General features: G+C 62.0%; 23 protein-coding genes. 8 read left to right on the top strand and 15 right to left on the bottom strand.

Annotation, left to right across the window (positions count from 1 at the left end; translation table 11 throughout):
* Positions 1-68: 68 nt before the first annotated feature.
* Entirely contained in the window at positions 69-1757 is a 1689-nt protein-coding gene (gene fadD2 / locus BLS27_RS14570) for a long-chain-fatty-acid--CoA ligase FadD2 (RefSeq protein ID WP_043209319.1), read from the bottom strand.
* Positions 1758-1969: 212 nt separating this feature from the next.
* On the opposite strand from fadD2, the gene BLS27_RS14565 reads away from it, so the two are divergent.
* Both BLS27_RS14565 and BLS27_RS14560 read left to right on the top strand, forming a co-directional pair.
* Positions 1970-2914 carry an alpha/beta hydrolase gene (locus BLS27_RS14565; RefSeq protein WP_070571450.1) on the top strand — a complete coding sequence of 315 codons (945 nt, stop codon included), beginning with the start codon at positions 1970-1972 and terminating at the stop codon, positions 2912-2914.
* 36 nt (positions 2915-2950) lie between these two features.
* Positions 2951-3421 carry a MaoC family dehydratase gene (locus tag BLS27_RS14560; protein ID WP_043209315.1) on the top strand — a complete coding sequence of 157 codons (471 nt, stop codon included), beginning with the start codon at positions 2951-2953 and terminating at the stop codon, positions 3419-3421.
* Between the two features lie 109 nt (positions 3422-3530).
* On the opposite strand, the gene BLS27_RS14555 is transcribed toward BLS27_RS14560, so the two are convergent.
* The 7 genes from BLS27_RS14555 to BLS27_RS14525 all read right to left on the bottom strand — a co-directional run bounded on the left by BLS27_RS14555 (position 3531) and on the right by BLS27_RS14525 (position 8349).
* The gene (locus tag BLS27_RS14555; RefSeq protein WP_090345369.1) at positions 3531-4772 is read right to left on the bottom strand and encodes an RNA polymerase sigma factor; all 1242 of its coding nucleotides are present in this window, start codon (positions 4770-4772) and stop codon (positions 3531-3533) included.
* Entirely contained in the window at positions 4772-5263 is a 492-nt protein-coding gene (locus BLS27_RS14550; protein ID WP_090345367.1) for an SRPBCC family protein, read from the bottom strand. Before BLS27_RS14550 ends, BLS27_RS14555 begins: the two co-directional genes overlap by 1 nt.
* 18 nt (positions 5264-5281) lie before the next feature.
* Positions 5282-5626, bottom strand: a complete 345-nt coding sequence (locus tag BLS27_RS14545; RefSeq protein ID WP_043209307.1) for a YciI family protein — start codon at positions 5624-5626, stop codon at positions 5282-5284.
* 52 nt (positions 5627-5678) lie between these two features.
* Positions 5679-6101, bottom strand: a complete 423-nt coding sequence (locus BLS27_RS14540) for a YybH family protein (protein WP_090345365.1) — start codon at positions 6099-6101, stop codon at positions 5679-5681.
* 208 nt (positions 6102-6309) lie between these two features.
* Entirely contained in the window at positions 6310-6954 is a 645-nt protein-coding gene (locus BLS27_RS14535; protein ID WP_090345363.1) for a LysE family translocator, read from the bottom strand.
* Positions 6955-7052: 98 nt separating this feature from the next.
* The gene (locus BLS27_RS14530) at positions 7053-8009 is read right to left on the bottom strand and encodes a threonine dehydratase (protein WP_090345361.1); all 957 of its coding nucleotides are present in this window, start codon (positions 8007-8009) and stop codon (positions 7053-7055) included.
* A gap of 82 nt (positions 8010-8091) precedes the next feature.
* Positions 8092-8349: a DUF2790 domain-containing protein gene (locus BLS27_RS14525; protein ID WP_043209299.1), complete on the bottom strand. Its 258-nt coding sequence runs from the start codon at positions 8347-8349 to the stop codon at positions 8092-8094.
* A 238-nt stretch (positions 8350-8587) separates the two neighbouring features.
* On the opposite strand from BLS27_RS14525, the gene BLS27_RS14520 reads away from it, so the two are divergent.
* The gene (locus BLS27_RS14520; RefSeq protein ID WP_090345359.1) at positions 8588-9037 is read left to right on the top strand and encodes a GNAT family N-acetyltransferase; all 450 of its coding nucleotides are present in this window, start codon (positions 8588-8590) and stop codon (positions 9035-9037) included.
* Here the strand turns inward: BLS27_RS14520 and def are convergent.
* Together def and BLS27_RS14510 are read right to left on the bottom strand one after the other, a co-directional pair.
* Positions 8992-9528 (bottom strand): peptide deformylase, encoded by a 537-nt coding sequence (gene def, locus BLS27_RS14515; protein ID WP_043209294.1) that lies wholly within the window; start codon positions 9526-9528, stop codon positions 8992-8994. The two genes, BLS27_RS14520 and def, sit on opposite strands and share 46 nt — an antisense overlap.
* On the bottom strand, positions 9525-10478 hold the full coding sequence (locus BLS27_RS14510) for a YihY/virulence factor BrkB family protein (RefSeq protein WP_043209293.1): 954 nt from the start codon (positions 10476-10478) through the stop codon (positions 9525-9527). The genes def and BLS27_RS14510 overlap by 4 nt, the downstream gene beginning before the upstream one ends.
* Before the next feature lie 272 nt (positions 10479-10750).
* Here BLS27_RS14510 and BLS27_RS14505 point away from each other — a divergent pair, with 272 nt between their 5' ends.
* Positions 10751-11131, top strand: coding sequence for a hypothetical protein (locus tag BLS27_RS14505; protein WP_043209291.1), 381 nt, complete (start codon positions 10751-10753; stop codon positions 11129-11131).
* On the opposite strand, the gene BLS27_RS14500 is transcribed toward BLS27_RS14505, so the two are convergent.
* The gene (locus BLS27_RS14500) at positions 11132-11968 is read right to left on the bottom strand and encodes a CvfB family protein (protein WP_043209290.1); all 837 of its coding nucleotides are present in this window, start codon (positions 11966-11968) and stop codon (positions 11132-11134) included.
* Between the two features lie 130 nt (positions 11969-12098).
* On the opposite strand from BLS27_RS14500, the gene BLS27_RS14495 reads away from it, so the two are divergent.
* On the top strand, positions 12099-12959 hold the full coding sequence (locus BLS27_RS14495; protein WP_090345357.1) for a DUF6279 family lipoprotein: 861 nt from the start codon (positions 12099-12101) through the stop codon (positions 12957-12959).
* Between the two features lie 84 nt (positions 12960-13043).
* Here the strand turns inward: BLS27_RS14495 and aceK are convergent, their stop codons facing one another.
* Positions 13044-14759 (bottom strand): bifunctional isocitrate dehydrogenase kinase/phosphatase, encoded by a 1716-nt coding sequence (aceK, locus tag BLS27_RS14490; protein WP_090345355.1) that lies wholly within the window; start codon positions 14757-14759, stop codon positions 13044-13046.
* Between the two features lie 216 nt (positions 14760-14975).
* On the opposite strand from aceK, the gene BLS27_RS14485 reads away from it, so the two are divergent.
* Complete coding sequence (locus BLS27_RS14485) at positions 14976-15851, top strand: DMT family transporter (protein ID WP_090345353.1); 876 nt, start codon at positions 14976-14978, stop codon at positions 15849-15851.
* A gap of 91 nt (positions 15852-15942) precedes the next feature.
* Here BLS27_RS14485 and BLS27_RS14480 read toward each other — a convergent pair whose 3' ends face one another.
* The 3 genes from BLS27_RS14480 to cysK form a co-directional block, all read right to left on the bottom strand.
* Positions 15943-16824, bottom strand: a complete 882-nt coding sequence (locus BLS27_RS14480) for a DMT family transporter (RefSeq protein WP_090345351.1) — start codon at positions 16822-16824, stop codon at positions 15943-15945.
* A gap of 490 nt (positions 16825-17314) precedes the next feature.
* Positions 17315-18250 carry an aspartyl/asparaginyl beta-hydroxylase domain-containing protein gene (locus BLS27_RS14475; RefSeq protein WP_043209281.1) on the bottom strand — a complete coding sequence of 312 codons (936 nt, stop codon included), beginning with the start codon at positions 18248-18250 and terminating at the stop codon, positions 17315-17317.
* A 214-nt stretch (positions 18251-18464) separates the two neighbouring features.
* Complete coding sequence (gene cysK / locus BLS27_RS14470; RefSeq protein WP_090345350.1) at positions 18465-19439, bottom strand: cysteine synthase A; 975 nt, start codon at positions 19437-19439, stop codon at positions 18465-18467.
* A gap of 133 nt (positions 19440-19572) precedes the next feature.
* On the opposite strand from cysK, the gene BLS27_RS14465 reads away from it, so the two are divergent.
* Both BLS27_RS14465 and BLS27_RS14460 read left to right on the top strand, forming a co-directional pair.
* The gene (locus BLS27_RS14465; RefSeq protein WP_043209276.1) at positions 19573-20646 is read left to right on the top strand and encodes a DUF748 domain-containing protein; all 1074 of its coding nucleotides are present in this window, start codon (positions 19573-19575) and stop codon (positions 20644-20646) included.
* Positions 20647-20852: 206 nt separating this feature from the next.
* Entirely contained in the window at positions 20853-21698 is an 846-nt protein-coding gene (locus tag BLS27_RS14460) for an AAA family ATPase (protein ID WP_043209275.1), read from the top strand.
* The last annotated feature ends 2 nt before the right edge of the window (positions 21699-21700 follow it).

Here is a 21700-nt window from a genome sequence, read left to right as displayed (position 1 = left end):
CCGAAAACGGCAGGATAGAGCGGTTTACAACCACCCTATTCTGCCGCTCGAAGAAACCTGCGTGAAAATCAGGCGATATCCCGCAGCTCGCGACGCAGAATCTTGCCCACCGGGGTCATGGGCAGCGAGTCACGCAATACGATGTATTTGGGCACTTTGTAACCGGTGAAGTTGGCTTTGCAGTACGCCTTGAGCTCGTCGACGCTCAAGCCTGCTTCTCGCGGCACCACGAATAGCTTGACCGCCTCGCCGGAGCGATCGTCGGGCACACCGATGGCCGCGCAGTTGGCAACCTTGGGATGGCCCATGACCACTTCCTCGATCTCGTTGGGGTACACGTTGAAACCCGAGACGATGATCATGTCCTTCTTGCGATCGACGATCCGGGTGAAACCGTCCGGGTCGATCACGGCGATATCGCCAGTCTTGAGCCAGCCGTCGGCATCCAGCGTCTGTGCGGTGGCCTCAGGTTGGCGCCAGTAGCCTTTCATGACCTGCGGGCCTTTGATGCACAACTCGCCCCGTTCGCCCAGAGGCAGCTCGTTGCCCTCGTCATCGATGACCTTGAATGCTGTGCCAGGCACAGGAATACCTACCGTCCCCAGACGCGCCAGCGCGCCGTAAGGATTGGTGCTGGCGACCGGAGAGGTCTCGGTCAGGCCGTAGCCCTCGACGATGCGACAGCCCGTCAGGCTCTCCCAGCGTTCGGCCGTGGCCTTGACCAAAGCCGTGCCTCCGGAGTTGGTGACCTTGAGCGAGGAAAAGTCCAGGGACTTGAAGCCAGGGTGATCCATCAAGGCGACGAACAAGGTGTTCAAGCCAAGCAAGGCAGTGAAACGCCACTTGCCCAGCTCCTTGATGAAGCCGGGAATATCACGGGGATTGGTGATCAACACGTTATGGTTGCCGGTGACCATCATGCACATGCAGTTCGCGGTGAAGGCATAGATGTGGTACAGCGGCAGCGGTGCGATCATCACCTCCTGGCCATCCTTGATCAGCTTCTGCCCATCCGGGCCGTGCTGGGAGAAACAGGCCAGCACTTGCAACATGTTGGCCACCAGGTTCCCATGAGTGAGCATGGCCCCCTTGGCCAGCCCCGTGGTGCCACCGGTGTACTGCAGCACCGCGACATCATCGAGGCTCAGGGGCACCGGCTTGGGCACCCCCGACCGGCCCTGGCGCAGCACCTGCTTGAACGATATGGCCTGGGGCAGCCGGTAGGCCGGCACCATCTTCTTGACCTTGTCGACCACGGTATTGACCAGCCAGCCCTTGGCGAACGGCAGCAGATCGCCCATCTTCGCCTCGATCAGGTACTCGATATCGGTGTCGCCCAATACCTCTTGGACCCGCTTGCCGAACATGTTCAGGTAGACCAGGGCACGGGCACCGGAATCCTTGAACTGATGGCGCATTTCTCGCTCGGTGTAGAGCGGGTTGGTGTTCACCACGATCAGCCCGGCGCGCATCGCGCCGAACACGGCAATGGGGTATTGCAGGACATTGGGCATCTGCACCGCGATGCGATCGCCCGGAACGAGGTCGGTGTGCTGCTGCAACCAGGCGGTGAAGGCAGCGCTATAACGCTCGAGGTCGCTGTAGCTGAGGGTCACGCCCAGGTTACTGAAGGCCGGACGGTCCGCAAAGCGCTTGCAGGAGCGCTCGAACACGTCGACGACCGATCGATAAGCAGTGATCTCGAGGGTGGAGGGCACGCCCGCCGGGCGTTTGTCGTTCCAGAAGTCGGCTTGCATCTTATTGTTGTTCCTCTGCCATGCGCTGTCCCTGACCTGCCTGCCCAAGCTCACGAAGGGGCAAGAAGGCGTTGAATCGACGTTAGCAGGTAAGCAGGAGACGGCATATACGCCAAGTGCCGCCATTAACATTGTGAATCTTATTTGTGCCCTTCCTACAATCAGGCCCATTGGGCATACACTGTCTGCAACCCATGAGCCAAGGACTCGCCATGCCCCATGACGCCTTCTGGCTGCCCGCCAGCGAGCATTGCAGCTTGTATGTCCATCAGTGGTTGCCGACAACACCGGTCAAGGCCGTGGTGCTGCTGGCCCACGGCATGGCCGAGCACGCCGGTCGCTACCAGCGCCTGGGGCATGCCCTGGCCGATGCAGGTTTCGCCCTGTTCGCCCCCGATCTACGCGGCCATGGCCGCACCGCGGAACTCGGCAATCTCGGCCTATTCGCCCGCCATCATGGCTGGAACACCGTGGTCAACGACCTTGGGTTGGTGGCCCAGCACATCGGCCAGCAGTTTCCCGGCACACCGCTGTTTCTGTTCGGCCACAGTATGGGCAGCTACATCGCCCAGGCCTACCTCATGCACCACAGCGCCAGCCTCCAGGGTGCCGTGCTCAGCGGCTCGAACTTCCAGCCGCCGCTGCTCTACCGCACCGCCGCGCTGATTGCACGCCTGGAGGCCTGGCGCCAGGGCTATCTGGGCAAGAGTGCACTGATCGAATGGCTGTCCTTTGGTTCGTTCAACAAAGCGTTCAAGCCCAACCGCACGGCCTTCGACTGGCTCAGCCGCGATGCCGAGGAGGTCGACAAGTACATCGCCGACCCCCTGTGCGGTTTTCGCTGTTGCAACCAGCTGTGGATCGACCTGCTCCAGGGCCTGGCGCAGATCAGCCAGCCGAAGAACCTCGCGCAGATCGACCCGAACCTGCCGATCCTAGTCCTGGGCGGCGAATGTGATCCGGTCAGCGACGGCAAGCGTCTGAAGCATCTGGCCGACGCCCTGCGCGCGACCGGCAACCGCCATGTGCAGCTGCGCCTGTACCCTGCAGCGCGACACGAAGTGCTCAACGAAACCAATCGCGACGAGGTCACCGCCGACATCCTCGGCTGGCTGGAGCAGGCGCTGGCCCTTGGCCGCCCTGCCCGCAGTGAATGATGTACACTTGCTCGTCCGCCCCTTAAGGAAGCCCAGATGTCCCAGGTCACCAACACGCCCTACGAAGCCCTCGAAGTCGGGCAGAAAGCCAGCTATGAAAAGTCCGTGGAAGAGCGCGACATCCAGCTGTTCGCTGCGATGTCCGGTGACCACAACCCGGTACACCTGGATGCCGAATTCGCCGCCAAGAGCATGTTCCGCGAGCGTATCGCCCATGGCATGTTCAGCGGTGCACTGATCAGTGCCGCGGTTGCCTGCACCCTGCCAGGCCCAGGCACCATCTACCTGGGTCAGCAGATGAGCTTCCAGAAGCCGGTCAAGATCGGCGACACCCTGACCGTGCGCCTGGAGATTCTCGAGAAGCTGCCCAAGTTCAAGGTGCGCATCGCAACGAATGTGTACAACCAGAACGACGAGTTGGTGGTCGAAGGCGTCGCCGAGATCCTGGCTCCGCGCAAACAGCAGACCGTCGAATTGGTCAGCCCACCGAACTTCGTTGCCAGCTGATCGAGCCCGTCGACAGTACGCCTTCACGGGTGAACCCGCTCCTACCAGGCCAGCGCTGCCCTGAAAACCGTGGGCGCGGGTTCACCTGCGAAAGATTCACTCGCGCCGCCTAGCGTTCCAGCTCCCGCAGACACCGCTCGATGTGCCGCCTCTCCGGCCCCTGCCGGGTAAGCGCCAGCGCCTGCTGCCAGGCTGTGCGGGCCTGCTCGTCCTGACCCAACTGACGGTGCAACTCCGCCCGGGCAGCATGGGCCAGATGATAGTCGCGCAACTCGCCACGCTGCAGAATCGCCTCGATCGCCACAAGCCCCGCCCTTGGCCCGTCACGCCTGGCCAATGCCGCCGCCCGGTTAAGCTCGACCACCGGTGACGGCCAGTGCCGTTGCAACACATCGTACAACCCTACGATTTCCTGCCAGTCGGTCTGCTCGGGACTGGAAGCCTCGGCATGCACCGCGGCAATGGCCGCCTGCACGCTATAGGCACCGAACTGCCGGCTGCGCAGTGCTTGTTGCACCAATTGGCAACCTTCGGCGATCTGGGCACGATCCCACAGGCTGCGGTCTTGTCGGTCCAGAACCACCAACTCCCCCGCCGCATCGCTGCGCGCTTGCAATCGCGAGGCCTGCAGCAGCATCAACGCCAACAGCCCAAGCACCTCGGCATCCGGCAACAACTGGGCAAGCAACCGTCCGAGCCGGATCGCTTCGTCACACAGCTCACGCTGTATCAGGTCATCACCCGTGGAGGCCGAATAACCTTCGTTGAAGACCAGGTAGACCACTCGCAGCACACTTTCCAGGCGCTCTGGCAGTTCGGCCAGCGCCGGTACTTGATAGGGAATGCGCGCATCGCGGATCTTGGCCTTGGCACGCACGATGCGCTGGGCAATGGTCGCCGGGCTCTGCAGGAAGGCTCGGGCGATCTGCTCGGTGGTCAGGTCGCAGACTTCACGCAGGGTGAGCGGCACCTGGGCATCGACTGAAAGCGCCGGGTGGCAACAGGTGAAGATCAGCCGCAGGCGATCCTCCACCAAGTCCTCCTCCTCGCCGGGACCCTGCCGTTGGTCCTCGAGCAACATGACCAGATCCGCCTGGGATCGGTCGAAGCGGGCGCGCCTGCGCAAGGCGTCGATGGCCTTGAAGCGGCCCGCAGACACCAGCCAGGCACGCGGGTTGTCTGGGATGCCATCGCGTTGCCAACGCTCGACCGCAATGAAAAAGGCGTCGTGCAGGGCCTCTTCGGCGAGATCGAAGTCGCCCAGCAGGCGGATCAGCGTCGCCAGGATACGCCGGGAGTCCTGCCGATAGACCGCCTCGACCTCCCGCCGCACCTGTTGAGCCTCGAGCATCAGTCCGGCATCCGCTGGGTCACCACCTCGACCAGCCGATCCAGGCTTTCACCCCAGCCCTGGTAAAAACCCATCTCCTCATGAGCACGGCAGTCGGCGGCGTTCCAGTGCAAGGCGCGTGCGGTGTAGCGGGTCTTGCCCTGTTCCTCGTCGAAGGTGATCACGGCCGTCATGAACGCTTTGTCCGAAGGTGCCCAGCCCGGCCCGAAGGCATCGGTAAACACCAACCGCCGCGGCGCGACAATCTCCAGGAACACCCCCTGGTTGGGATACTCGGCGCCATCGGGCGCTCGCATCAAGGTCCGGAACAGCCCGCCCACCCAGAGTTGCAACTCGCACTCGGGGGTGGTCATGCCATGGGGGCCCCACCACTGTGTCAGCCACTGTGGCTCGGTCCAGGCGCGAAACACCTTGGCCGCAGGAGCATCGATCAAGCGTGTGATGGACAACTCGTGTGGCGACTGTTGCGGGCCGGGCTGTGCAAGGCTCATGCTGGTCGTTCTCCGTCGTCAGGGTTGCAACTCACGTACAGGCCGTACCTCGACGCTACCGACTCGCGCCGCCGGAATGCCTTTGGCGATGTTCAGTGCCTCGTTCAGGTCGCGCGCATCGACCAGGTAGAAACCCGCCAATTGCTCCTTGGTCTCGGCAAACGGACCGTCGGTCAGGCTCATGCGCCCACCCCGCACACGCACTGTGGTGGCGGTCTGCACAGGTTTGAGCGCCTCGGCCGCAAGCATTCGCCCGGCCCCCTGCAACGACTCAGCGTAGGCCATGCATTCGGCATCTTCAGGGCTGTCGGGCAGGCTGTGCAGCAGCCCTTCGTCACAATAGACCAGGCACAGGTATTTCATGGTCGTCTCCAATGCTGCGCAAAGGTGCGTTTGCCGATGAGCGGCAGGGTCGTTAAGGCTTGAGGTTGAACAGGGCTTTCTGGGTTTGCATGTCGAACGGTGCCGACCAGTGCTCGTGAATGACCTGCCATTGCCCGCCACTACGACGATAGCCTACGGTGGCCCGCATGAAGCCGCATTGGCTCTCGTCGTCCGAAGGGCCGCAGCGATTGAGCCAATGGGCAAAGCCCAGGTCACCGTCGGCATGCACGGTCAGTTGCGCCAGTTCGAACACCATGGGCCCGGTGCAGAAGCTCATGCACATTTCCCAGTGCGCCCGGTAGGCGGCCTTACCCTTGAATTGCAATGCGTTGATGGCATCGAAGGCGACGATGTCGTCAGCGTACGGCGCGCAGATGGCGTCCAGGTCGCGGTCGCGCACGGCCTGCATCCAGCGGTCGATCAATTGGTTGAGTTGGGTTTCGGCGGTGTTCATCGGTGTTTCCTCCAATCGGTCATGAGCGGTTGGCGCCTCAAGTTTCGGCGCCTTCATGACTGGTCGAATGGTGATTGGGGAAATCGACAAGGCAGGCGAAAAAAAATCAAAGCAGCAAACACTGCGACTTTTCAGCTTTGACGTGTAGGAGCGGGTTTACCCGCGAATGCCAAATCGTTGCTCACGGACAAATCACAGCCCCGAAAAATCACATGGCAGGACTCGCAAGGATGAATTCACGGTACCCTGAAAGCACCACGTATCCGGCAAAGTAACAGAAGATCGCCGCCGACAGCAGGTACGACCACGTCAGCAGACGATCCCCCAGCAAACGCCCGCCGTGACTGGCGATAGCACACAGGCCCAGGCACCACACCACCCCGGCCGCAAAGAAGCCGCCCAGGAACAGTCCGGCCTCCAGCGGCCCACCGGCACCGGAGCGGGAAATCAGCACCCCGCCCACTGCCGCGAACCAGAGGATGGCACTGGGCGAAGACATGGCCAGGAACATCCCCCGCAAGAATTCGCGCCAGGCCGGCTCCACCACTGCCTGTCCACTGGCCTCCAGATGCCCACCGCGCCAGGCCGCCAGCAACATCTTCAGCGCGAACCACACCAGCAGGGCCGAGCCGCCCAGCCACAACGTCCAGCGCCCCGCTTCGAACTGCAGCAGCACGGTCATGCCCGCGAGCGCGGCAACGGCATAGATCAGATCACCCACGCACGTCCCCAGCCCCAGCCACACGCCTTGCATGAAACCGCGTTGCATGGCCAGGGTGATCATGGCGATGTTGGCGACACCGATGTCCAGGCACAGGGACAAGCTGAGGAGGAATCCATTCGAAAAGGGCATGGGAGACTCGGTCATGCAGGTTCAAGGGAAGGCGATTGTGCCTGAGCGCGTGATGCCCTGTTCAGATCTTTCGCGCATGAAACATCGCCTGAATACCCTCAAGCACCGAGCAGCACCCGCGCATAGCGCTCTCGATCGATGTTCGCCCCGCTCAGCACCACCGCCACACGCTTGCCGGCCTGACGCGCGCGCTCTTGCATCAACGCCGCCAGGGCCGCTGCGCCGGCACCTTCGGCGGTGTTGTGGGTGGCTTGGTGGTAAAGGCGCATGGCCTGGGCGACTTCATCGTCGGTGACGCGCACGATGCGTGCGGCGTGTTCATGAACCAGCGCGAAGGCATCAGGGTGCGGAACTCGGCAGGCCATGCCGTCGGCGAAGGTGTCGGCGGTCTCGGTAGTGACGATGCGTCCCTGCTCGAAGCTCTGGGCATAAGCATCGGCAGCACTGGAGACCACGCCGACGATCTGGGTCTTCAACCCCAGCAGGTTGCGCGCCTGGATCAGACCACAAATACCCGAACCCATGCCGATCGGCACGTAGACGCAATCCAGGTCTGCCACCGCATCGAACAGTTCCAGCGCATAGGTGGCCACGCCGCGCACCAGCTCCGGATGGAATGAAGGCACCATGGCGTAACCCAGCGACTCGGCAAGCCTGGCGGCTTCTTCGCGGGCCACATCGAAATCGACCCCGTGTTCCACCAATTCGGCGCCCAAGGCACGCATGGCGGCGTTCTTTTCTCGCGAGTTGCCTTCCGGCACTACGATCACCAGCGGCACCCCAGCCTGACGCGCCGCCAGCGCCATGCTCTGGCCATGGTTACCACGGGTGGCGGTGACCAGCCCTCGCGGTGGTTTGCCATTGGCCAACAGCGACCGCACATAGACCAGCCCGCCACGAACCTTGAAGGCACCGGTCGGTGCATGGTTTTCGTGCTTGACCCAGACCTTGCAACCCAAACGGTCGGCCAAAAGCGGCCAGGCATGCTGCGGTGTGGCGGGAACGTGCTGGTGGACGAAGTCGGCGGCTTCACGCAGGGCGGGCAGGTCGAACATGGACGATATTCCTTCATCAAAGGGAGATCGATCCTAAGCCCGACCCGACGCCGAGGTAAACCTTATCTGCCCACCGACAGTTTCAGCCCTGGCTGCAACCCTCACCCATGGCGCGATACTGGATGGTGTGTACCTGGCCCTGGTGGTCTTCGTAGGTCATGGTAGCAGGCACCACCTCGCAGACGTTGGGGATGGTCGACAGGCTGATCACCCGCTTGATGTCCAGGTTGGTGGAATAGTCGTACTGCTCGACTGCAGGTTGGTTGGTGGCGGTCTTGACCTCATCGGCGAAGGCGAGCGAGGACATACCGACCAGTGCGAGAATCAGTAAAGCTTTCATGAGAGGTTGGCCTTAAAAGCAATCAACTCGATTGACTTCATATGCCGTGAATGGCGCGGAGAAGTTGTCATCATTCCGAAGATGACACGAAGTACCGATCCCGTTTCGTACTGCCGGGGGATGTCTGAAAGTCTACTCCCCGCCTGGAATAGTTGAACCCCGAACTCGGACAATCACTCTTGCGAACCCTGCAACAATCTGCGAAAAAACGCCTCCACGAAAACCCTTGTCCACGCCCATGAATCCGCTCCATTGCAGCCCTCTGGGGCCCCTTGAACGTAAGCTACTCGATCATTTCTACCGCCAGCACGACTCTCGCATGCGCGCCGCGGGCGATGGCCAATGGTGGGTGGCACGGGCGGGAGGTATCGTCGCGGGCATGAGCCTGAGCCCCGTGGCCCAAGGGCACTGGCTCACAGGCCTGTTCGTTGCGCCAGCGTGGCGTGGCCAACAGGTCGCGTCCCAGTTGATCGAAGCGGCACTGCAGGTCACCTGCGGCCCGACCTGGTTGTTCTGCCATCCTGATTTGGAGGCCTTCTACCAGCGCCAGGCCTTCACCCTGACAGATACGCTGCCCGAGGCACTGGCCTCACGGCTGGCGCGCTACCAGCGCAGCAAGCGTCTGGTGGCAATGGTGCGAGATCAGTCGTCACGTGCATCGAGCCCAGGGAACAGCACCTCGGTATAGCCGAACTTGCTGAAGTCCTGAATGCGCGACGGGTACAGCCGGCCGATCAGATGGTCGCATTCATGCTGCACGACACGGGCGTGGAAACCGTCGGCGAAGCGGTTGATCGGATTGCCATCGGGGTCGATGCCCTCGTAACGGATGTGCTTGAAGCGCGGCACCACACCGCGCAGCCCCGGCACCGACAGACAGCCTTCCCAGCCGTCCTCGACCTCCGGGGACAAGGGCGTGATCACCGGGTTGAGCAGGATGGTCTGGGGTACGGGTTCGGCATCCGGATAACGCTCGCTGCGCTCGAAGCCGAAGATCACCAGTTGCAGGTCGACGCCGATCTGCGGTGCGGCCAGGCCCACGCCGCCCACATGGCGCATGGTCTGGAACATATCGTCGATCAGCGCCTGCAACTGCTCGCTGCCGATCAGGTCCGCCGGTACCGGCGGGGCGATGCGCAACAAGCGTTCGTCGCCCATCTTGAGGATGTCACGGATCATCGGGGGTTCGGCTCACTCGGCTGGGGCTCGACAGGATGTTCATGGCCGAGCACGGTCAATGTCTCCTTGGAGGTATGACCTGCGGCTTCCTTCTCACCAGGGTTCTTGCCTTCGGCCGACATGTGCTCGATCACCGCGTTCATCTCGGCACCGAGCAGCAGCACGGCGGCGGAAATGTAAAAGTACAGCAGCAGGACGATGATTGCCCCGATACTGCCGTACATGGCGTTGTAATCGGCGAAGGTCTTTACATAGTAACCGAATGCCAGCGAAGCAATGATCCACACGACCACCGCCAATACCGAGCCTGGGGTGATGAAGCGAAACTCCTGCTTCACATCGGGCATGACGTAGTAGATCAGCGCCACCGCCACCATCATCAGAATGATGATCGCCGGCCAGCGCAGGATGGTCCAGACCGTGACGATGACCTCCTGCATGCCCACCTGGGCGGCGATCCACTCCATCACCTGCGGCCCTAGCACCATCAGCGCCGCCGCCGCCAGGAGCATACCGGCGATGCCGATGGTGTAAACCACCGACAGCGGGATGCGCTTCCAGACCGGCCGCCCTTCGGGTACGTCGTAGGCGGCGTTCATCGCGCTCATCATCAGGCGCACGCCGGCCGAAGCCGTCCACAGGGCGATGACGATACCCACCGAGAGCAGCCCCCCCTTTGACTGCTGCAGCTGGTCGATCACCGGATTGACCTGCTCCAGGGCCTGGGGCGGCAGCACCAGCTCCGACTGCAGGCGCAGCCAGGAGAAGAAGTCCGGCAGGTGCAGGAAACCGATCAGGGCGATGAGGAACAACAGGAAGGGGAACAACGAAAACAGCATTTGGTAGGCGAGCGCGGACGCATAAGTGGACATCTCGTCATCGAGAAACTCGCGGACGGTGCGCACCAGCACGCGGTGCAGGGGCAAACCGCGCAGGTTGGGGAAAAACATAGCGTCTCCTTTCGCTGCAGGATCGTGTCAGGTGAAGGCCAGCCAATCGGGCAGGCACGTTTCAATGATGCAAGTCTAATAGACCACATCAGACACGTTGCAGCTCAACGCCAGGCCACCAAAAGAAAACAGCTACAAATGCCTGTAGACCGACCGGGGCTGAACCGTAAGCGCCTTGCTGCTGGACCGGGCCGCTGCTCCCAGGCTTGTTTGCCCGCAGCCGGCCCCGCACAATACCAGGCCTTATCTCGCGTCAACCCGCAGGAACCTGCATGAAACTCGACAAACCCACCGCCATCGCCCGCCGTAACCAAGCGCTGGAGCGGCCGGTGCTCAACCGCGACAACACCCTGCTCGCGATCCTGGATCGCAAACGCAACCTGTGGTGGTTCGATGTGCCGACGGCGCTACTGCGCAAAGGCCAGCCCGACTGGGTCAACCTGCTGCTGCACACCCCCGAGACCGATGAGCTGCAGCACCTGAAAGTGCCGACCAACTTCCTGCGCGCTCACCAGGAGCAGATGGAAGTCCGTCATCCAGGCAAGCGGCGCTCGACCATCAGCCTGGCCCTGAGCGCCGACCGTGACTCGCTGCTGCGCGACACCCGCCCCGGTGGCGAGCAGCTGGACTTCACGCCCTTCCTGCAGGGTTGATCAGGCCCGTTCGATGCGATCGTCAAGGATGACGATGCGGCCTTGCTTGTAGAGGGCGCCGATCGCTTTCTTGAAGTTGCCCTTGCTGACATTGAACAGTCGGCTGATCACTTCAGGGTCGCTCTTGTCGCACACCTCGAGCATCCCGCCCGCAGCCTCCAGGCGCGCCATGATCTGCTCGGGCAGGCTGTCGACCAGGACCTTGCCCACCGGCTGCAAGCTCAGGGCGATCTTGCCGTCGTGGCGCACTTCCTTGATGTAACCCTTCTCATGCATGCCCGAACGCAGGAACTTGAACACCTCGTTCTTGTGGATCAAGCCCCAGTGGCGGTTGTTGATGATCGCCTTGAAGCCCATGGGCGTCTGCCCGGCCACCAGCAGTTCCACCGGCTGGCCGGCCTGGTAGTCGGCAGGGGTGCGATCGAGGTAGCGGTCCAGGCGTGCGGTGGCGGTGATGCGACGGGTACGTTTGTCCAGGTAGACGTGCACCACGCAGTAGTCGCCGATCTTCAGCGGACGCGACTCTTCCGAATAGGGCATCAACAGGTCCTTGGACAGCCCCCAGTCGAGGAAGATGCCCGCGCCGTTGATGTCCTTGACCTTGAGACTGGCGAACTCACCGACCTGTACCTTGGGCTTTTCGGTGGTGGCGATCAGCTGGTCTTCGCTGTCGAGGTAGATGAACACATTGAGCCAGTCGTCGATCTCGGCGTCGACGTCCTTGGGGATGTAGCGCTTGGGCAGCAGGATCTCGCCATCCGCACCGCCATCCAGGTACAGGCCGAAGTCCGTGTATTTCACGATTTGCAAACTGTTGTAACGCCCAAGCAAAGCCATTTACGAAGATCCTCAAGACAAGGCGGCTATTCTACACCTGAACAGCCTTCGCCGCCTGGCCGTCCGTGCCCAGGAACCGACGGAGCTCCCTTGCGTCTACTGCCTGGCAAGCTCCAGCAAGGATTCGCCCATGCCCGTCACCCTACGCCCTGTGTTCATCATCGTCCTGTGCCTGACCTTGGCAGTGGCCGCCTGCAGCCGCATCGACCTGGCCTACCGCAACCTCGACGTGCTGGTGCCCTGGTCCCTGGATGACTACCTGAACATGAACCGCCAGCAGAAAACCTGGCTCGATGAGCGTCTCAAGCAGCACCTGGCCTGGCATTGCAAGACGCAATTGCCCGGCTACCTGGAGTGGCTCGACCAGATCCGCCAGATGGTCGTCACCGACCAAGTCACCGACCAGGCACTATTGCAGCGCACCACCGAAGCTCGCCAGGCCATCGGCCGGGTCGCCGAGGCGATCACCCCCTCCGCCACCCAGCTGTTGCGTGGCATGAGCGACGAGCAGGTCGCGCAGATGCGCCAGGCCTTTCTTGATGACATCCGCGAGCGCCAGGCCAACTATGTCGAGACGCCCCTGCCCAAGCAGATCAACGACCGCGCCAAACGCATGGAAAAGCGCCTCGAACCCTGGCTGGGCGAACTCAACGCGTCCCAACGCCTGCGCGTGCTGACCTGGTCCCAGGCCCTCGGCGACCAGAATCGTCAGTGGATCGCCAACCGCGCCCACTGGCAGCAGCAACTGGTGCTGGTCATGGCTCAGCGCGACACGCCCGCCTTCGAGCCCCGCATCGCGCAGTTGCTGCAACGCAAGGAGAGCCTATGGAGCCCGGAATACCGCATTGCCTTCCAGCATTCCGAACAACAGGCCCGCAGCCTGCTGGTGGACCTGATGAAGCAGAGCACCCCGGTACAACGGCAGTACCTCCAGGAACGGCTGAGCAAGGTGCGCAACGACTTCACCGAACTCAAGTGCATGAAGGGGTAGCACCTTTGCGCTGTCGCCAGCCTCCAGATCAGGCTGTAGCGCCTGGCGACAACCTGCGATGGGCTCTAAGCCAGCCTCAAACGCTCACCGCGCCTTGCGCCGATACGGAAACACGTCGATGACCTTCCCGTCACGGATCGTCGCCTGCAGCCCCTTCCAGTAATCGGCGTCATACAGCTCGCCATGCAACCGGCTGAACAGCCGTCGCTGGCCGATGTCGGCGAACAGAAACGGCGGAAACTCCTCCGGAAACACATCGTGCGGCCCGATCGAATACCACGGTTCGCCGGACATCTCGTCCTCCGGATAACGCGGCGGCGGGATATGCCGGAAGTTCACCTCGGTCAGGAAGCTGATCTCGTCGTAGTCATAGAACACCACCCGACCATGACGGGTGACGCCGAAATTCTTGAGCAGCATGTCACCAGGAAAGATGTTCGCCGCCGCCAGTTGCTTGATCGCCAGGCCGTAGTCCTCCAGCGCTTCCAGCACTTGGGCTTCACTGGCCTGTTCCAGGTAAAGATTGAGCGGCGTCATGCGCCGTTCGGTCCAACAGTGACGGATCAGCACTGTGTCGCCTTCAAGCTTGACGGTCGAGGGTGCCACCTCCAGCAGCTCGGCCAGGCACTGCGCTTCGAACTTGGCCTTGGGGAAACGGAAATCGGCGAATTCCTGGGTATCGGCCATGCGCCCGACCCGATCGACGCTTTTGACCAGACGGTACTTGTCGATCACCGTGGCCCTGTCCACGGTCTTGGACGGCGAGAAGCGGTCCTTGATGATCTTGAACACAGTATTGAAGCCGGTCAGGGTGAACACGCTCATCACCATGCCACGCACCCCAGGCGCCATGACGAAGCGATCCTCGGTACTGGCCAAGTGATTGATCAACGCACGGTAGAACTCGGACTTGCCGTGTTTGTAGAAGCCGATCGAGGTGTACAGCTCCGCGATGTGCTTGCCCGGCAGGATGCGCTTGAGGAAATTGACGAACTCCGCCGGCACCGGCACATCGACCATGAAATACGAGCGGGTGAAGGAGAAGATGATCGACACCTCGGCTTCATCGGTGATCACCGCATCCGCCTCGATGCCATGGCCCTCGCGGTGCAACAGCGGAATCACCAGCGGCCACTGCTCATCCGGCGTGTACAGCCGCCCCACCAGGTAGGCGCCCTTGTTGCGGTAGAGCACCGGTGAGAACAGCTCGACGGCCAGCGAGGGATCCTTGCAGACCCAATCGGGCAAGCATTCGCGCAGTTGCTGCTCAAGACGTGCTACGTCCCCGTCCAGGTCGCCATAGGGCACATTGAACGGGTAGTCGGCAAAGATCGAGCGCAACAGGCTCCGGACGCTGCCGTCAGGCTGATAGATACGAGTCTGTGCAGCCCGCTCATGTCCGCGCATCGACGGCCGGGTGGTATGGATGAACATGCAGCCATCGCTGATCAGGTCGTGGCTGAACAGGCTGCAGAAGATCGAGTTGTACCAAGTCTCGGCCAACTCATCGTCAAGGCGCGGGTCGATCAGGCGGATATAGGCATTCTTCACCAGCGGCCATTGCTCGACATCCAGCAGTACCGCCTCGGCAAAGCCATCGCGCAGCCAACCATTGACCTGGGCGACCTTTTCTTCATAGAGATTGATGCGTGCCGCCGCAGCCTGCTGGATCTGCTGCCACAGCGCCTGTTCGAAGCGCTCGCGCGCGCCCAGGGTGATGCGCCGGAAATGTTCGCGGTAGTCGTCGAAACCATCGAGGATCATCCGGGCGATCTCGGCCGCCGGCCATGACTGGGACATGCAGGGGACTCCATGCGGGGGTTCAACACGCAAGCTTAGTTGCCCCTGCTTTCGTCGTGCCCTTTTCACAGGCAAACCCGCTCTTGCAGGACAATCGCCGCCCTGTGAGCGGGTACCCATGAAAGGCCACGGACAAATTCACACAGCAAGAAAGGACAAGAACCGCGCTCAGTCGATGGCGTACACTCGCGCCCTTGCCGATTGCTGGAGACCGCTGTGAGCCCCATCGCCCTTGCCCGCCTGCTGACCCTTGCCGCTGTCTGGGGGGCGAGCTTCCTGTTCATGCGCATCATCGCGCCGGAACTCGGTACCGTGCCGACAGCGTTCTTTCGCGTCTCGATCGCGTGTTTGGGTCTGATCGCCATTCTCGCCGCGGCGCGGGTGCGCTGGGACTTCAACGGCAAGCTTGGCGCCTGTCTGGTATTGGGGATGATCAACTCCGGGATCCCGGCCACCTTCTATTCAGTGGCCGCGCAGGTGCTGCCAGCCGGCTACTCAGCCATTTTCAACGCCACCACGCCGCTGATGGGTGTGCTGATCGGCGTGCTTTGCTTCCGCGAGCCCATGACCCTGGCCAAGCTGTGCGGCATATTCCTGGGGCTGTTCGGCGTCGGCATCCTCAGCGGTGCGGGCCCGGTGGCGTTGGATCTAGCCTTGTTGCAAGGTGCCCTGGCCTGTCTGGCCGCGACCACCTGCTATGGCTTTGCCGGGTTCCTTGCGCGACGTTGGGTGAGCGATCTGGATAGTCGGTTGTCGGCCTTGGGCAGCATGCTCGGCGCGACCTTGCTGCTGATGCCGGTGTTCGCCTGGAGTGCCCTCACCCAGCCACCGGCCAGCTGGGGCGGTTGGCCGGTGTGGCTGTCATTGCTGGGCCTGGGCCTGCTGTGCACGGCGTTCGCCTACATCCTGTACTTCCGCCTGCTGGCCGAGATCGGACCGGTCAAGGCCAGTACCGTGACCTTCCTGATTCCGGTATTCGGCGTCCTGTGGGGCGCCTGGCTGCTGGACGAGCCGCTGTCGATGGCGCATCTCTATGGTGGAGTGCTGATCGGTGTGGCCTTGTGGCTGGTGCTGCGTCCGGCCAAAAAATAGGGCCATGGCCCTTTCGCGGGGCAAGGCCCTGTCCCTTTTGAAATGGCGTACACCCATTCGCGAAGAGGGCCGCAAAGCGGCCCTCGGTGCATCAGGCTTCAGCCGTACGCAACACCGGCTTGCGGAACACGAACAGCAGCCCGACGACGATCAACCCCATGCCCAGCAGGCTGAGCGGTGCCAGACGATTGCCGAAGATCAGATAATCCATCACGGCAGTCACCGCAGGCACCAGGTAGAACAGGCTTGTGACATTGACCAGGTTGCCACGGGCGATCAGGCGATACAGCAGCAAAGTCGCCAACAGCGAGACCACCAGCCCCATCCATGCCAGCGCACCGATGAAGCTTGCACTCCATTGCACCTGGAGCGGCTGAAATGGCGCGAACACTGCGCACAAGGCAAAGCCGGCTATGTACTGTAACGGCAAGGTACCCATGGGGTTGTCGGTGATGCGCTTTTGCAGGATCGAGCCCAACGTCATGCTGGCCAGCGCCAGCAGGGCGAACAGCATCCCAGCCAGGGATACCCCGCCCAGGTTGAGGCCTTGGTAGACCACCATCACCAGCCCCCCAATCCCCAAGCCAAGCCCGAACAGCCGGCTCCAGGAACGCTGGCGCTCCATCAGCACAACGGTAAGGATCGGTTGAACACCCATGACCGTGGCCATGATTCCAGGGGTGACGTGGGTGTTGAGCGCAAGCAGATAGAAGATCTGGTAAGCGCCCAACAACACGCAACCGGTACCCAGGGCGCGCAGCACGGCACCACGACCACACGGCCAGCGCAGCCCCAGCAGTGGGCTGACCATCAGCAGGCCGGCAAGCGCCAGGGCCGAGCGTAGCAGGAGGAAGGCAAAGGGGCTGGCCTGGGCAAGGCCAAGCTTGGAGACGATCGCCCCGCTGCTCCACAGCAGGACGAACAGGCTGGTCGTGGCCGCCGAGGCCACGGATGCTTTGGAAAAGACAGACATGTATTGCCACCTGTATAGGGCAAATGAGCCGAACGGCAGGCTGTCGCGTTAGCGAGGGAGGTAGCCGACCGTGTTCAGTAGGTTGCGAGCGTGATGGGAGGCGGCCAGAGGCCGATCAGCCCAGCACCACTGCGCAAGGAGGCGGAGCTACGCCGCCTACCACGCCACTGACAGGTGGTGGGTAATGACTGATCATGGCCGGCTGCTGACTGCCACGCACAACCACGCCCGCGACAGGCGCGAGGACGACAGCTGTGATGGAAGGGATGGCAGGCATGATCGGGTCTTCGGAGAAGAGAATGTTTCGGAATATAACGGCGAATCCTGGGCCGGGCAATAGCTGCATTCTGGATTGGCAGATCAGGCCCTTTCGCCGGTAAACCCGCTTCCGCACGTTCCAGGTTGAGCCGGTGGGAGTGAAAAACCCGCTCTCAAGGTTTGCGCTGAGCCTGTGAGAGCGGGTTTACCGGCGAATGCGATGACAGGTGATTCAGAACAGCCAACGGTACAGCAGATACGCCACCACCACCGCCAGCACTGGCCGCAGGATGCGGTAGGCCTTGGGATTTGCGCGCTTGAACTGCTTCACGCGGGTGCTGATCTTGTTGCTGAAGCGCTTGCTCCAGGCATAGGCCTGGTTGATCCCGCCCACGCGCTCGTCATCGGTGTTCTGCGGCGCAGTGGCGCGGCCCAGGAAGGCGCTGACCTTGCGGTTGATGCGGGTCATCAAAGGGCTGCTGAGCGGGCGCTCGATGTCACAGAACAGAATCACGCGGGTTACGTCGGTTTCGTTCTTCACCCAGTGCACATAGGTCTCGTCGAACATCACGTCCTCACCGTCGCGCCAGGCGTAGGGCTGGCCGTCGACGTAGATGCGGCAATTGTCAGAATTCGGAGTAGACAGGCCCAGGTGATAACGCAGGGAGCCGGCAAACGGATCGCGGTGCGGGTTCAGATGGCTGCCACCGGGCAGCAAGGCGAACATGGCGCCCTTGACATTGGGGATGCGGCTGACCAGTTCGACGGTCTTGGGGCAGAGCATTTCGGCCGAGGGCAGCGGCTTGTCGTACCACTTCAGGTAGAAGCGCTTCCAGCCCTTCTTGAAGAACGAGCCGAAGCCTGCGTCATTGTCCTTTTCCGCGGCACGAATGTAGCCCTCGTCGAACAGGCGCATGGCCTCTTCGCGGATCACTTCCCAGTTGTCCTTGAGCACATCGAGCTCGGGAAACCGCTGACGGTCCAGGTAAGGCTTGGACGGCACGCCGGAAAACAGGTACATCAGGCTGTTATAAGGTGCGAACAGCGCCGAATGATTGACGAACTGGCGCAGCACGGGAAGACGTGCCTTGCCGCGCAGGTGCACGAACAGCACACTGGAGAAGAACACCAGCAGGACACCTGCCTTGGCGGCGAAGGAAAAGGTCATGCAACACTCCTTGGAGAAGAAACCAGGCCGTGGCCTGCTCCATTCAAAATCATCCGGCCATCATAAACCCATCTGCCCCTGGTAAAAACCTCCAGGGACGCAGTGCAGTTTTCAGGATCTTGCAACAAAGAGTGCTGCCCGGCATTGCTCCGGATCAGCGGTGCATCAGAAAAGCGGGGCCGCCACACGGCCCCGGTATCGCCAGGACCGCGTGTTACTGCTGGTTTTCCTGTTCGGTGAACAAGTCACTGAACAGCATGCTCGACAGGTAACGCTCGCCCGAATCCGGCAGAATCACCACGAGCGTCTTGCCCTGCATCTCGGGCTTCTCGGCCAGGCGCACGGCGGCAGCCATCGCCGCGCCACAGGAAATACCGCAGAGAATGCCCTCTTCCTGCATCAGGCGCAGGGCCATGGCCTTGGCCTCGTCGTCGGTGACGGTCTCGACCTGGTCGACGATGGACAGGTCAAGGTTCTTCGGCACGAAACCTGCGCCGATGCCCTGGATCTTGTGCGGGCTTGGCTTGAGCTCTTCACCCGACAGAGTCTGGCTGATCAACGGCGAGGCCACCGGCTCCACCGCCACTGACAGGATCGACTTGCCCTGGGTGTGCTTGATGTAACGCGAAACCCCGGTAATGGTACCGCCGGTGCCGACGCCCGCCACCAGGACGTCTACCGCGCCATCGGTGTCGTTCCAGATTTCCGGACCGGTGGTCTTTTCGTGAATCGCCGGGTTGGCGGGGTTATCGAACTGGCCCGGCAGGAAGTAGTTGGCCGGGTCGGAGGCGACGATTTCGTTGGCTTTCTCGATCGCGCCCTTCATGCCCTTGGCCGGGTCGGTCAGCACCAGTTCGGCCCCCAGCGCCTTGAGCACCTTGCGCCGCTCCAGGCTCATGGATGCAGGCATCGTCAATACCAGCTTGTAGCCACGGGCAGCGGCGACGAAGGCCAGGCCAATGCCGGTGTTGCCCGAGGTGGGCTCGACGATGGTCATGCCCGGCTTGAGCTTGCCGCTGCTCTCGGCGTCCCAGACCATGCTCGCGCCGATCCGGCACTTGACCGAATAGCCTGGGTTGCGTCCTTCGATCTTGGCCAGGATGGTCACACCACGCGGAGCGATGCGGTTGATCTGCACCAACGGCGTATTGCCGATGGAGTGGGCGTTGTCTGCGTAGATGCGGCTCATGGCAGGAGTCCTTGAACTTTGTAGGAGCAGGGAAAGCTTCAAGGGTAAGCCTGCCCCGGGGGGCAGTAAAGCCCGTTCGAACTCCCCACAGGCCATAGCGGTCAACCGGACAACCTGCCCCGGAGAGCCCTCGATGAAAGCTCGCTATCGTTGGCCGCTGATAGGCCTGGCCAGCCTGGTCGCGCTGTTGCTGGCCCTGCACCTGGCCCTGCCCTACCTGGTCCGTGACTACCTCAACGACCGGCTCGCGGACATGGGCGACTACCGCGGGCACATCACCGACGTGGACTTGGCCTGGTGGCGCGGGGCCTACCAGATCAATGAGCTGAAGATCGTCAAGACCAGCGGCAAGGTACCGGTGCCGTTTCTCGATGCCCCGCTGATCGACCTCTCGGTGAGCTGGCGTTCGCTGTGGTACGACCATGCCGTGGTCGCCGAGGTCGTCTTCGTGCACCCAGAGCTCAATTTCGTCGACGGTGGCAACAAGCAGAACTCCCAGACCGGCCAGGGTACCGACTGGCGCCAGCAGCTAGAAAAACTGCTGCCCATCACTCTCAACGAGGTGCGCATCGAAAACGGCACCCTGACCTTTCGCAACTTCAATTCCAAACCGCCTGTCGATCTGAAGGCCACCCAGTTGGACGCGAGCATCCGCAACCTGACCAACGTACGCGACGAAAAAGGCCGCCGCGACGCCCATTTCGACGGCACAGCGCGGCTGCTGGGCGATGCCCGGGTGGAAAGCCGTGCCACTTTCGACCCGTTCAGCGATTTCGACGATTTCGAGTTTCGCCTGCGCGCGACCGGTATCCAGCTGCGCCGGCTCAATGATTTCGCCAGTGCTTACGGCAAGTTCGACTTCAATGCAGGCCATGGCGATCTGGTGATCGAAGCCCAGGCCGAGAAAGGCCGTCTGCACGGGTACATCAAGCCTCTGCTGCGGGATGTGGATGTGTTCAATTGGCAGCAGGACGTGGAAGACAAGGACAAAGGCTTCTTCCGTTCGATCTGGGAAGCGCTGGTCGGCGCCAGCGAAACGGTGCTCAAGAATCAGCCTAAGAACCAGTTCGCCACCCGCGTGGAGCTGAGCGGTAGCGTGCACCAGCGCAACATCAGCGCCTTCGAGGCGTTCCTGCAGATCCTGCGCAACGGCTTTATCCAGGCATTCAATGCACGCTACGAACAACCGCCGCCCGATTCCGACTGAAGCGGGGCGCGACGCACCATTCAGAGACTGAATGACCAGTCTGCGTTTTCTCTCGCCTGGGCCCGCGTTATAGTCGCTGGCAATGACAAACACGTATCGCCTCTTTCACGGGTGAATCCGCTGCCACAGGGCCAGCGTCACCGCTTCCTGTGGGAGTGGTCTGCCCGCGAAAGGGTCTTGAATGACACCCCGCAGAGGATCGGTTCATGAAGTTCGAAGGCACCCGCGACTACGTCGCCACAGACGACCTGAAGCTGGCGGTCAACGCAGCCATCACCCTGGAGCGCCCGCTGCTGGTCAAGGGTGAACCGGGCACCGGCAAGACCATGCTCGCCGAACAGCTCGCCGCCTCCTTCGGCGCCCGCCTGATCACCTGGCACATCAAATCCACCACCAAGGCCCACCAAGGCCTCTACGAATACGACGCGGTCAGCCGCCTGCGCGATTCGCAACTGGGTGTGGACAAGGTCCATGACGTGCGCAACTACCTGAAAAAGGGCAAGCTCTGGGAGGCTTTCGAGGCCGAAGAACGTGTGATCTTGCTGATCGACGAGATCGACAAGGCCGACATCGAGTTCCCCAACGACCTGCTGCAGGAACTCGACAAGATGGAGTTCTACGTCTACGAGATCGACGAGACGATCAAGGCCAAGCAACGTCCGATCATCATCATCACCTCCAACAACGAGAAGGAACTGCCCGACGCCTTCCTGCGCCGCTGCTTCTTCCACTACATCGCCTTCCCCGACCGCGACACCCTGCAGCGCATCGTCGACGTGCACTTCCCCAACATCAAGCAGTCGCTGGTCAGTGAAGCGCTGGATGTGTTCTTCGACGTGCGCAAGGTGCCGGGCCTCAAGAAAAAGCCATCCACCTCCGAGCTGGTCGACTGGCTCAAACTGTTGATGGCCGACAACATCGGCGAAGCCGTGCTGCGCGAGCGCGACCCGACCAAGGCTATTCCGCCGCTGGCCGGCGCCTTGGTCAAGAACGAGCAGGACGTGCAACTGCTCGAGCGCCTGGCCTTCATGAGCCGGCGCGGCAACCGCTGACA

Origin of the sequence: Pseudomonas guariconensis (assembly GCF_900102675.1) — a bacterium.
GTDB classification, from domain to species: Bacteria; Pseudomonadota; Gammaproteobacteria; order Pseudomonadales; family Pseudomonadaceae; genus Aquipseudomonas; species Aquipseudomonas guariconensis.
Note: the sequence above shows the minus strand (reverse complement) of the source record. Positions and strands in the feature narration are given on the sequence as shown.